Genomic DNA, 12,433 nt, shown 5'->3' with positions numbered 1-12,433 from the left:
CTTATTCAACGAACACTTTCACGCTGGCCGCGCGCCCGACCGCGTCGATCACGGTCAGGGTCGAATAGCCGGCGCCGTCCGGCTGCCAGGTCGCGCTGCGCCGCCGGTCGATGCCGACCAGCGGCTTGCCATTGGCCAGCCAGCGGAACGGGGCGCGGCCGCCTTGCAGCTTCAGCACCAGCGGCGAGGCCCTGGCGGCGGTGGTGCCGAGATCGACGCGGGCGCCGTCGGGCGGAAAGATGATCGTCGGCGCAGGCTCGGTCGGCGTCGCCTGGACCAGCCCGTCGGCGCCAGAACCGAAACGCTCCAATGTCACCGGCAGATCGTCGCGCCTGGGTCTGGTGACGCCGGCCGGCCGGCCTGGCAGCGGCACGGGAGCCAGGCCGGAGCGGACGAAGCCCTCGAACAGGATCGGTGCGGCCGAGACATAGCCGGACAGGCCAGGCACCGGGCCGGCATCGGGACGGCCGACCCAGACGCCCAGCACGTACCGCCCGTCGAAGCCGACCGACCAGGCATCGCGGTAGCCGTAGGAGGTGCCGGTCTTGTAGGCGATGCCGCGCCGGGCGGCACCCTCGGGCGGCTTGACGCCCGACAATATGTCGGTGATCTGCCAGTTCGCCTGATGGTCAAGGATGGTAGCTGTGGAGCGTTCGGCATTCGCCGGCTCGGTGCCGTCATGCAGCGTGTGGGCCTTGCCGCCATTGGCAAGCCCGGCATAGAGCTGGACGAGGTCGCGCAGCGTCACGCCGACGCCGCCAAGGCCGATGGCGAGGCCCGGCGCCTTGTTGACGGGCAGAATCGGCGTGACGCCGGCCTGCCGGAAGCGCGCGAGCAGCCGCGCCGGCCCGACCGCGTCGAGCACACTGATCGCCGGCACGTTGAGAGACAGTTGCAGCGCCTGCCGGATGCTGACGTCGCCTTGGTAGCCCATGTCGAAATTCTTCGGCCGGTAGCCGGAAAAATCCGTCGGACTGTCGTCGATCAGCGTTTCCTGCGCGACCAATCCCTGTTCGAAGGCGAGCCCGTAGATGAACGGTTTCAACGTCGAACCGGGCGAGCGGACGATTCTGGTCATGTCGATCCAGCCGGAGCGGCTGGCGTCGAAATAGTTGGCAGACCCGACTTCGCCGAGGATCTCGCCGGTGCGGGCGTCGGCCAGCACCATGGCGACGGACAGGCGGGGGCCGAGCCTGGTTGCGGCATCCCTGGCCACCTGTTCCAGCCCTTCCTGGACGCTTTTGCGGATCGTCAGTTGTAGCTTCTGGCCGGGGCCGGCCTTGGAAAGCGCCGCGTAGGCGGCGTGAGCGGCGAGCGCCGGCAGCGTGCGGCGGACGCCTGAAACGTCGTCGAGCGCGGCACGTGCGGCCTCGCGCCCGCCGAGCAGGCCCGATGAAACCATGCGCGCCAGCACCCGGTCGCGGGCGGCATGAGCGATTGCGAGATTGCGGTCGGGCCGGCGCTTTTCCGGCAATTGCGGCAGGGCAACAAGCAGGGCCGCCTCCGAGACCGTCAGCCGCTTCGGCTCCTTGCCGAAATAAGCCAGCGAGGCGGCGCGCACGCCTTCGAGGTTGCCGCCATAGGGCGCCAGCGTCAAATAGCGTTCGAGGATCTCACGCTTGGTAAGCCGCCGCTCGATCTGTAGGGCGCGCAGCATCTGCTTGATCTTCGAGGCTAGGCTGCGGCTGTCGCGCGGCTCTGCCAGCCGGGCGAGTTGCATCGACAGCGTCGAGCCGCCGGAGACGATACGGCCACTGTTTAAGAACTGGCCGGCGGCGCGGGCCAGCGCCAGCACGTCGACGCCTCCATGGTCCCAGAAGCGCTTGTCCTCGTAAATCACCAGCATGTCGACGAGCTGCTTGTCGACGTGGTCGAGGCGAGTGGCGAGCCGCCAATAGCCGTCCGGCGTGGCGAAGGCGCGCAACAGCTGGCCGTCGCGGTCCTGCACTTCGGTCGACACGGTGAGTTCGGCCGGCAGCGGCGGCGGAAAGGCGCGGTCGAGCTGCCAAAGCCCGCCCGCGGCGATTGCTGCAAAGCCGGCGAGGGAGGCGGCGGCGATGGCCGAACGGCGCAGGATTGTTCGGTAAAGCACGGCGCTGCCCCTCATCCGCCTGCCGGCACCTTCTCCCCGTATAGGGACGGGGAGAAGGGGGCTGTCACGACCCTTGGCGCCTTTTCTGCGACGTTCGAGGTTGGCGAAAACTTCGGCGCAAGCTTCTTTCTCCCCGTCTCTGTACGGGGAGAAATGCCCGGCAGGGCAATGAGGGGCAGCGCCATCGCCATATTCGCCACCATCGGCGCCTTACGGCGCCTTGACCTCCATCATCCCGGTCGCGGTGCGGGCCGAATATTGCGGCCGGTACATGTCCTCGACCGTTGCAGCCGGATGGGCATAGGTGCCCGGCGTCACCGCGCGCACGACATAGGCGAGCGTAATGTTGCGGTCGCCGTCGCCATCGTTCGGATTGAAGGCCGCGACGAAACGGTCGTCGCGGAATTCGAGATGGGCGGCGTCGGTCTGAGCCAGCCACGAGAAGTTCGACAACTGGGCGCTGGAAACCAGGCCCGGATTGTCGATTTCGAAGCCGGCCGGCAGCAGATCGGTGATCACGAGCCGCGACGGCCAATTGTTCTGCTCGTAGATATTGAGCACGACGACATAGCGTTCGTTCTGGGTCGCCTCCGTGACATTGGCTTCGGTGCCGTCGAGCTTGTAGTAGGTGCGGCCGATGGTGAAGCCGTTGCCGCCGGCCGGCAGCGGCTGGATCGGCGAGGCCACCGTCGTGACGACCGCCTGCAGCGGGTTGCTGCCGGTGTTGGCGACGGTCAGCGGGCTGTCGGCAATGTCGCTGCCGGCGATCTGGTCCGAATAGGCGCCGGCATGCGGCGCGCCATTTATGGTCAGCGCGATCGAATCGTTGCCGGCCCTCAGTGCGCGGGCCGCCAGCAGCATCCAGGATTCGTCCTGCGTGCTGGTCCATCTGACGGCGGCGCGTTCCTGCGTCACCCGCTTGATCAGCGCCGGCACGATCGTCGGCACCGGCTTCGATTCGGCGGCAAGCGCCAGCATCGCCGCGCCGTCGCGCAGCGGCGAGCCATAATCGGACCTATAGTAGTCGTATGCCGAGCTTGAATTGGCCAGTTGCAGGGCGGCCTGGAAGGTGGCTTCCGAGCGCTGCGTGTCGCCATAGAGCGCCAGGCCCGCCGCCAATTGGGCAACGGCCATCGGGCTGGCAAAGGCTTCGATCTGGGTGTCGGCATAGTAGCGCAGATCGCCGATCGAGGCCTTCTTGTTGCGGGCCAGTACATAGAGCGCATAGGCGATCTGGCTGCCGCGATCCTTGACGTCCTGGTCGTAGCCGATCGCGTTTTGCAGATTGCTCAGCGCCTGGTTCATCGCCTGGGTCGGCACGTCGTATTTCTGCTCGCGCGCCCGGGTCAGGAAGTCGGTGACATAGGCGTCGAGCCACAGGTCGCCGGAGGCCGGGCCCCACAGGCCGAAGCTGCCGGCCGAGGCTTGGTAGCTCAGCACCTTGTAGATGGCGTCCTGGATGCGGCCGTGCAGGTCGGCGTCGCTGGCCATGCCGACGCCCGAGGCCATCTCGTTGACATAGAGAAGCGGCATGGCGCGGCTGGTGGTCTGCTCGGCGCAGCCATAGGGGTAGCGGTCGAGCGTCATCAGGAGCGACGGCACGTCGAAGGCCGCCGCCTGCGAAACGCCGACGCTAACAGAAGCGCCGTCGAGCACGCTTGCCGCCAGGAGCTCCTTGTCGATGCGCAGCGACCCGCCATTGCCCTTGAGGTCGACCACCATGCGGGTGGTCACCGGCAATTGCGCCGGGCGCACCGGAACATACAGCGTCTGCTCGACAGCGGTGCCGTCGGCATGGGCGAGCTTGATGGTGATCGAGGCGTTGCCCGGCGTTTCAGCGATCAGAGGCACGGTTAACGTCTGCCGCTTACCCTTGGCGAGCGTCAGCTTTTCGGGCAGGGCGGCACTGCCGGTCGAAAGATTGGCGGTGGTGTTTATCGACAGTGCATAGTCGCCCTCCGGGCCGTCGGCGTCGGTGACGTCGAGCCGCATGACGGCCGAATCTTCAGGCGCCAGGAAGCGCGGCAGGCCGGCGGTGATCACCACCGGATCGCGCACGATCACGTCGGACTGGGCATGGCCGACCCCGTCCTTAGTCCAGGCGACGGCCATGACGCGCACGGTGCCGTTGAATTGCGGGATGTCGAAGTCGATCCGCGCCTTGCCGTCGGCGTCGAGCGGGACCGGACCGGAGAAGAAAGCGACCAGCTTTTCGGTCGGCGGGCTGCCTTGCGATTGTATGTTGGCGCCGTCGCCGCCGGTGCGAAGCTTGCCTGATGTGCCCAGCGAGCCGTCGATCAGACGGCCGTAGAGGTCGCGTACCTCAAGGCCGAGCATGCGCTGGCCGAAGAACCAGGTCTCAGGATCCGGCACCTTGTAATTGGTCAGGTTGAGGATGCCGACATCGACGGCCGCGACCATGACATAGGCGTTGGCACCCGGCTGCACGCCGGCCACGGAGACCGGGATCGACAGCTGCTGGCGCGGCATGGTCTTGTCCGGCGGCGTCAGGGTGACGGCGAGCTTCTTGGAGCCCGGATCGACCTTCAGCCATTTGACGCCGATGGCGCGCGCCGGCATCCGTGTTTCCTGCGCATCGCCCGGCCTGAACAGCGTTGCCGTGACATAGGCGCCGGCGCCCCAGTCGTCGCCGACCGGGATGTCGATGGTGCTGCCATCTGCCGGCACGCTGGCGGTGACGGTTTTCAAGAGCTTGTCGGCGCCAATGGTGACGAGCAGCTCGCCGGCAAAATGCGGCGATACTTTGAGTTTGGCCACTTCGCCCGCCGCGTAGTTGTCCTTGTCGAGGGCGATTTCGAGGCCGTCAGGCGTTTCGGTGGTGGTGGAGCTGACATACCAGCCGGCGTCGAATTCGTAGCTGGTCGCCGGGCCTTCCGGGTCCGATGTCTCGATCTCGAGCCGATAGCGGCCCCAGTCGACCGGCAGCGAGACGGTGGCCTCGCCGTCGGCGGTCAGGTCGACCTGGCCGTTGGCCACCGACTTGGTGAAGGTGACCGGCTCATAGTTCCAGGAATTGCTTGAGCGGTACCATTGGTAATTGCGTTCGACCTTGACCAGCGACCATTGCGCGCCCTGCAGCGCCTCGCGCCTGCCGTCGGGGTCGACCGCAATCAGGCTGAACTTCGCCGTGCCGCCTTGCGGCACCTCGTCACCGTCGAAATCCGGGCGGATGCCGATCATGTGGCCCTGCGGCCGGATGCCGATGCTGAGCGAGCGCTCGACGGCGCGGCCGCCGGTCTCGCGCATCCTGACTGTAACCTTGGCATCGACGAGCTTGGTGGTCGAGGGCAACTGGTCGACGGAAACCGGGAAGGTCGCCTTGCCGTCCTCGCCGACCACCGGCAGATCGGTGAACGGCGTGACTGACGGTTCCGCCGACTGCTCGTCGGCGAGGCCGAAGGAATAGCCCTTGAAGCGGTCCCAGTCACGGGTGGTCGACAGCGTCAGTTCGCCTTCGAGCGCCAGCCCGGCGGCCGGCGCGCCATAAAGGAAGCGGCCGTCGACGGTGACGTTGGCAGTTTCGCCCTGCGCGATCTCCTGCTTGTCGGAGGACAGATCAAACTCGATGCGATCTGGCACGAAATCCTCGACCAGGAACATCTGGCTGGCGACCGCCGCCTGCTTGGGGTCGGTGTGGATCGCCACCGTCCAGGTGCCGCGCATGGCATTGGGTTCGAGCGGCAGGTCGACGGCATGGCCGCCGGCCGATGCGCCGTCGCTGACGATGCGGCGGTTCTCGACGCCGTCGGGACGGGTGAAGATGAAGGTCAGCGGCAGGTTCTCGACGGCCTTGGCGGCGCCGTCGCGGGCAAGCGCCGCGACGTGGACGTCCTCGCCGGCGCGGTAGATGCCGCGTTCGGTCCAGGCATAGACGTCGAGTGCGCCCGGCGCTGGACGCCCGGTGACGCCACGATCGGAAAGATCGAAGCCGGCGCGGCCCATGTCGAGGAACACGAAGTCGCTGTCACCTTGCTTGGCTGTCAGCACGGCCGGGACCATGCCGCCGTCGCCGCGCGTCAGTCCGGGGTTGAAGACGGCGCGGCCTTCCGCGTCCGTGGTCGCGGTGCCGAGGATTTCGTTGTTCCTGGCGAGCAGCGTCAGTTCAGCACCTGATATCGGCTTGGCGGTTCCGAGCGAACGGGCAAAGACGTTCAGCCCATCCTGTCCGGTATAGGTCGACAGGCCGATATCGGAGACGACGAACCATTGCGTAGCGCGCGAATCATAGTCGTTGTCATTCTCGTCGACCGGTTGCGCGGTCAGCACATAGACGCCGGGCTTGCGCTGCGGCAGTGCTTCGTCGACCGGGAAGGAGGTGGTGACTTCCTTGTTCAGGTCGTTGGCGATGTCGAGCTGGCCTTGCCAGACCGGCTCGCCCATCTGATCGGAAACGTTGGAGATGTCATAGCCGTCAAGCTGGCGCAGGAACTGGTAGCCGGACAGAAGCTGGGTCAGCGAGCGGTCGCCGATGCGATAGAGCTTCATTTCGGCGGCGTTCATATTGACGGTGACGACCGGAATACCGCGGCGCGCGCCGGCAGGCAGCACGAAGCTGTCGCCGGTGAAACGGGCGGACGGCGCGCGGTCCTGCACATAGATGGACAGCACCACCGGTGCGGTGATCACCTCGCCGATGGCGGCCGGCAGGCCGGGGCGGAAGGTCACGTCGTAGTGCTGGCCGTGCTCGAGCCCTTCGACGCAGATCTGCTTGTCCTTGGCCTCGACGCCCTTGGGAGCGGCGTTGTCGACGGTGACGAATTGCGAATAGTCGACGCCGGTCTTGACCAGATCCTCGGAAAACTGCGCGCAGATGCGCGGCGCACTGGTGTCGGCTTCGACCGTGTGATCGATGACGCGAAAGCCCTTGCGCGCTTTCAAGTCTTCATAGTCGGCCTTGACCGCCGGAGAATTGACCAGCGCGAGGCTCGCTTCGTAAGCCTGCAGGGCGGGCCGGGCGAGGTCGCGGCGATCGAGCGCGGCGCCGAGCAGCGCCAGAACGTCGGCGCGCGTCTTGGTGGTGCGCAGCAATTTGTAGGCGTTGAAGCCGGCGGAGGTGGCGTTCGCAGGCAGCGTAGACGCCTCCGCGCTGTTGGCGGTCGGCTGCACGGCGAGCGTTTCCTGCGCCAGTTCGAACCAGAGTTGGCCATCATCGGGCAATACGGAAATCAAAGCCTCGTATTTCTGCATGGCCGAGCGGTGGTCGCCGGTCAGCGACGCCTGTTCGGCCGCCTCCCTCAGTGCCGTCAGCCCTTCGGTGGGCTTGGTGTAGGCCGGGCCTGTGAGCCTGTTGCGGTATTGCTGGGCCTGGTCGGCCATCCAGGTGGGGAAGAAGGCGAGATCCGGCGGCGCGCCGATATCGAGGTCGCCATCGATGTTAACGACCTTGCCGGCGACGGCGCCTTTGAACGGTTTCAGCGTGTTGTAGTCGGATTTGAGAAAACACCATTTGGCTTTGGGGTTGTAGGTGAAGGCGCGGCAGGCCGGATCGCCGAGGCATGTCGTCTTGCACTGGTCGAGGCTGACATTCTGGTCGGATCTGAGATCGAAGCCGAAATAATCGGAATTGTCTGACGTCACCACCCGGCGCGCTTCGGCCGCTTGCGCGACACCGCTCCAGGTGAAAAAGAGAAGGAAAAGAATCGACAGACCACGAGCCGCGCGCATTGCCATAAACCCCTCCAGACACTGCTTTACGTTACGTCCAGACATGTTCAAGCTCAGTCATGCTTGTCAACACGAGGACGCAGCAGGTTCCGCCTGCCAACGGTTTCCTTTCCGGCTGATGACCGGTAATACCTCCATAGGACAGGGATCACGCATTCTTGCGGCGACGCAGAAGGTGTGAATTCCAAGCCCTGTCCATTTCAGACAATTGGATTGTGGCTCCTTTACGAGCAATTCAGAACTTCATTCCAATTTTAGCTTTGGCCGCTAGTGTAGAGTTGTAATGTCGGCGTATGAAAGGCAGATGTCGGGAGGAACCGCGCCACGGCGTGTGCTTTCGCACGCCCTGCTTTTCGCCTTGCTCTGCTCGACTGCATTGGTTGCCGCGAGCGGAAATGCGGCCGCTTTCGAGATCTTCGGCATCAAGCTGTGGGGATCGTCAGAGGATGAAGACGCCGACATCGTCGATCCGCTGCGCTATGCGGTGACCATTGAGGCGCCCGACGCCGACGAGGACCTCGCCGAGAAGCTCGAAAACGCCTCGGCGCTGAAGGACGACGAAGAACGTCCAGTCTCTGGTTCGCTGGGCCTGCTGGCCAAGGCGCGTGGCGACCGCGACCAGCTTGTCGCCGCACTTTACGCGGACGCCCGCTACGAGGGCGTCGTCACCATCACCATCGAAGGCAAGCCGCTCGACGATTTGCCGCCCGACGCCGAATTTTCGGGTCCGCAGCCGATCCCGGTGGTGATCAACATTGCGACCGGGCCGAAATTCACGCTTGGCGACATCAGCCTGGACGGCGATGCGGCGGGGCTGGCGGGCGCCGATTTCGGCCTGATCGCCGGCGGCGATGCCGGTTCCGGTGCCGTTCTCAAGGCCGAGGCGTCGATCGTGCGGGCGCTCAAAGAGGAAGGCAGGCCGCTGGCCAAGGTGACGGAGCGCGAGATCGTCGCTGACCACGCCACCTCGACGCTCGACGTAACGCTGACCGTGGCGGCCGGGCCGGTTGCCGGCTACGGCGACACCACCGTCGAAGGCACCGAGAAGGTCGACCGCGATTTCACCGAATACATGACCGGCCTCAAGCGCGGCCGCCAATATTCGCCGGAAGAGGTCGACGAGGCGCGCGACCGGCTGCTCGGGCTGGAAGTCTTCAACAGCGTGACGCTGAAGGAGGCCGACAGTCTCGACGCCGACGGCAACATCCCGATCGGCGTCGAAGTCAGCGAGCGCAAGCCGCGCTATTTCGGCCTTGGCGGCACCTTCTCCAACACCGAGGGGCTCGGCCTCGAAGGCTATTGGGGTCACCGCAATCTGTTCGGCCGTGCCGAAAAACTGCGCATCGAGGGCGAAATCAGCGGCATCGGCAGCAATGAGCTGACCGAGCTCAACTATAATGCCGGCATCATGTTCGAAAAGCCGGGCGTCGTCGGGCCGGCGTCTAAATTCTTCGCCGGGGCCAACACCGTGCTGGAGCATCCCGACGCCTACGACCGTTTCTCGGTCAAGGGCAACACCGGCTTGTCTTATGAACTCGACAGGCAGCAGACGGTTTCCGCGGAAGTCGCGCTCGACTATTCGAAGATCACCGACTCTTTCGGCAAGCACACCTATCTGATCGCCAGCATTCCGCTGCGATATGTCTTCGATAATCGCGACAACCGGCTGAACCCGACGACCGGATTCAGGGCTCTGGCCTATGCCGAGCCGAGCTACGACATTTTGAACGGCGCGGCCTTCGTCAAGCTGAGAGGGGAAGGATCGGCATATCAGTCGCTCGATGCGGCCTCGAAGTTCGTCTTGGCCGAACGCGTCGCCATCGGCTCGATCATCGGTGCCGGGCTTCAGGATGTTCCGGCCGACCGGCGCTTCTATTCCGGCGGCGGCGGCTCGGTGCGCGGTTATGCCTATCAGGGCATCGGTCCGAAGGACGCCGACGGAGAGCCGATCGGCGGGCTGTCCTTCTTCGAGACCTCGGTCGAGATGCGCATCGCCATCACCGACACGATCGGCGTCGTGCCGTTCGTCGATGTCGGCACCGTCTCGACCAATCAATTCCCGGATTTTTCTGGCATGAAGGTCGGCACCGGCGTCGGCCTGCGCTATATTACGCCGTTCGGACCGCTGCGCATCGATGCGGCGGTGCCGCTCAACCGGGGTCCCGATGACCCGCATTTCGGCATCTATGCCGGCATCGGCCAGGCGTTCTGATGACAATGTTCAAGCGCATCCTTCGCATTGTCCTTTACACGCTGCTCATCCTAGTGGCGGCGGTGGTCGGTGCGCTCGTCGTGCTGACCAAGACCGAGCGCGGCCGCGACAATCTCGCCGGCATCATCTCGACCGTGGCGTCAACCGATGACCGGAAGGTCACGGTCAGCGGCATCGACGGCATCTGGTCCGGCGCGCTGACTGTCGATCATGTCGTGCTGGAGGATCGCCAGGGCGCCTGGCTGGTGGCGCGCAAGGTAGCCGTCGACTGGTCGCCGCTGGCGCTTCTGTCGAAAAACTTCAGCGCGGGCCGCATCGCCGCCGATCGCATCGAGCTGGCGCGGCTGCCGGTGGCCGGCACGCAGCCGAGCCAGGGTGGCGCCCCCACGCTGCCGGTGTCGCTCGACATCAAGCAGATCGACCTGCCAGAAATCGCGCTCGGGCAGGCCCTGGCCGGCAGCGGTATTGCAGAGCTCGCGGCCAAGGGTTCGTTCAAGGCCGACGCGGCGCCATTGGCGCTAGAAACCAGCCTCAACATCACCCGCCACGACGGTAAGCAAGGCAAGGTCGACGCCAACATCCATTTTGCGCCCGCCGACAACAAGCTCGATCTCGATCTGAAGGCATCCGAGCCGGCCGGCGGCATCATCGCCAATCTGCTCAAATTGCCGGATGCGCCGCCGATCAACGTCGTCGTCACCGGCACGGGGCCGGTCGCCAACTGGAGCGGCATCGGTACCTTCGTCGTCGACGGCCAGATCGTCACCCAGCTCACCGGTCGCCACCAGCTCACCGACAAGGGCAATTATGTCGAGGCAAAGGGCGACGGCGATTTCCAGCGCTTCTTGCCGGACAATCTGAAATCCTTGTTTGCCGGCAAGACCAGTTTCGACCTTGCCGGAACCGCGATCGTGACGGGCGGCGTCGAAGTCGAGCGCGCCAGGATCGACAGCGATGCCGTGCATGGCACGGCCGCGGGCATCATCGACCCCAATGGCGCCAGCGACCTTTCGGTGGAGCTCGCCGCCAAGGGCCCACCGATCGTACTCAGCCTCGGCACTGCGGCGCAGCCCGTGACCGTCGCGATCACCGGCGCTACGGCCCGCGCGTTCGGCGGCGGCAAGGCGCCGATAGTCGACATCGGCGCGTCTCTGGTCTCGGTGGTGGCGGGCGGCACGCGGGTGGACGATCTGGGGGCTGAAATCCATTCCGACGGCTTCGATATCCAGGACCGCAGCGGACCGGTCACCATCAAGCTTGCGGCCGGCGGCCTGAACACCGACGTGGCGACGCTGGCGCCGCTGGTGACCGGCAGGGTGACCGCTGATCTCGCGGGGTCGGTCAGCAAGGACGAAATCGTCGTCGATCAAGGCACGCTGCGCAGCGATGCGCTCAATGCCTCGGTGACGTCCAGGGTGACGCTGGCCGATTTGGCGATGACGCTCAAGATGAATGCCGATGCCGTCTCGACTGCGCTGCCGCCGCAGATCCGCTCGGTTCTGGGCAACCGCGTGACATTCTCGGCGACCGCGACCCGTGACCCGCAAGGTTCCTTTGCCGCCAATGCGCTGCAACTCACTTCAGGCTCGCTCAGCGCCAGCGGCACCGCCAGCGCGACGGGCACCGATATTCAGGCCGACATCAAGGGTACGCTCGGCGACGTTTCGGTGCTGTCGCCGATGGTTGGCGTACCGGTCGGCGGGGCCGTCGATTTCGCGCTGACGGCGAGCGGCGCGCGCACGGCGCCGGATTTCTCGGTCTCGGCCGACAGCGACAGCCTGACGGCGTCGGGCCGTGCGGTTAAGACGATCAAGCTGACTGCGACGGGCAAGGCCGACATCGCCAATCCCGCTGCCGATGTCTCACTGACCGGGTCCGTCGATGATCAGCCGCTCGATCTCAGGGCATCGTTGATCACGCGTGACGGAAAGCGTTCCCTTAACGGGCTTAGCCTGTCGCTGGCCGACAACAAGGTCTCGGGCGATCTCGCTCTCGACGACAGCTTGCTGCCACTCGGCACGCTGACACTCGAAGCGCCCGATATCGGGCCGCTGGCCGCTCTTGCCGGGCAGACGGCGGCAGGCGACGTGCAGGGCAGCATCGGCCTCTCGAGTGATGGTGGCGCGCCGACGGTCGCGATCGATCTGACGAGCGGGTCTATTTCGCGCGGCGATCTGACGGCAAAGACCACCGCCGTTAACGCGCTGGTCGCCAACTATCTCAAGGCACCGGCGATCTCCGGCACGATCAAGGCTGATACGGTCACATCGGGGGCCACCGTGATCAGCGGCATCGGTGTCGATTTGAAGCGCGAAGGCGACTGGACCGGGTTTTCCGGCGGCGCCACCGTCGCCGGCATTCCGGCCATGGTCGAAGGCAGAGTGAAGATCGCCGACGGCACGACAAGTGTCGAGATCGCTTCCGGCGAAGCGACCATTCGCGGC

3 protein-coding genes and 1 pseudogene are annotated in these 12,433 nt (G+C 65.5%); 2 read left to right on the top strand and 2 right to left on the bottom strand.

Annotated features, from left to right (window positions below; translation table 11 throughout):
• Position 1: 1 nt before the first annotated feature.
• Both pbpC and ACWTU7_RS23795 read right to left on the bottom strand, forming a co-directional pair.
• Positions 2-2,107, bottom strand: coding sequence for a penicillin-binding protein 1C (gene pbpC / locus ACWTU7_RS23800; RefSeq protein WP_455840636.1), 2,106 nt, complete (start codon positions 2,105-2,107; stop codon positions 2-4).
• Between the two features lie 195 nt (positions 2,108-2,302).
• Positions 2,303-7,783: an alpha-2-macroglobulin family protein gene (locus tag ACWTU7_RS23795; protein ID WP_455840637.1), complete on the bottom strand. Its 5,481-nt coding sequence runs from the start codon at positions 7,781-7,783 to the stop codon at positions 2,303-2,305.
• A 277-nt stretch (positions 7,784-8,060) separates the two neighbouring features.
• Here ACWTU7_RS23795 and ACWTU7_RS23790 point away from each other — a divergent pair, with 277 nt between their 5' ends.
• Both ACWTU7_RS23790 and ACWTU7_RS23785 read left to right on the top strand, forming a co-directional pair.
• The gene (locus ACWTU7_RS23790) at positions 8,061-9,989 is read left to right on the top strand and encodes an autotransporter assembly complex protein TamA (RefSeq protein ID WP_455840638.1); all 1,929 of its coding nucleotides are present in this window, start codon (positions 8,061-8,063) and stop codon (positions 9,987-9,989) included.
• Positions 9,989-12,433, top strand: a pseudogene (locus tag ACWTU7_RS23785) (translocation/assembly module TamB domain-containing protein); the annotation flags it as partial. The gene ACWTU7_RS23790 and the pseudogene ACWTU7_RS23785, both read left to right, overlap by 1 nt.

The organism is Mesorhizobium sp. BHscii (assembly GCF_053848065.1).
The sequence above is the reverse complement of the archived record's forward strand: the minus strand, read 5'-3'. Positions and strand labels throughout refer to the sequence as shown.

Bases quoted from the DNA above. Each gene is read 5' to 3' on its own strand.
- pbpC (WP_455840636.1), bottom strand. From the start codon at position 2,107: ATGAGGGGCAGCGCCGTGCTTTACCGAACAATCCTGCGCCGTTCGGCC.
- ACWTU7_RS23795 (WP_455840637.1), bottom strand. From the start codon at position 7,783: ATGGCAATGCGCGCGGCTCGTGGTCTGTCGATTCTTTTCCTTCTCTTT.
- ACWTU7_RS23790 (WP_455840638.1), top strand. From the start codon at position 8,061: ATGTCGGCGTATGAAAGGCAGATGTCGGGAGGAACCGCGCCACGGCGT.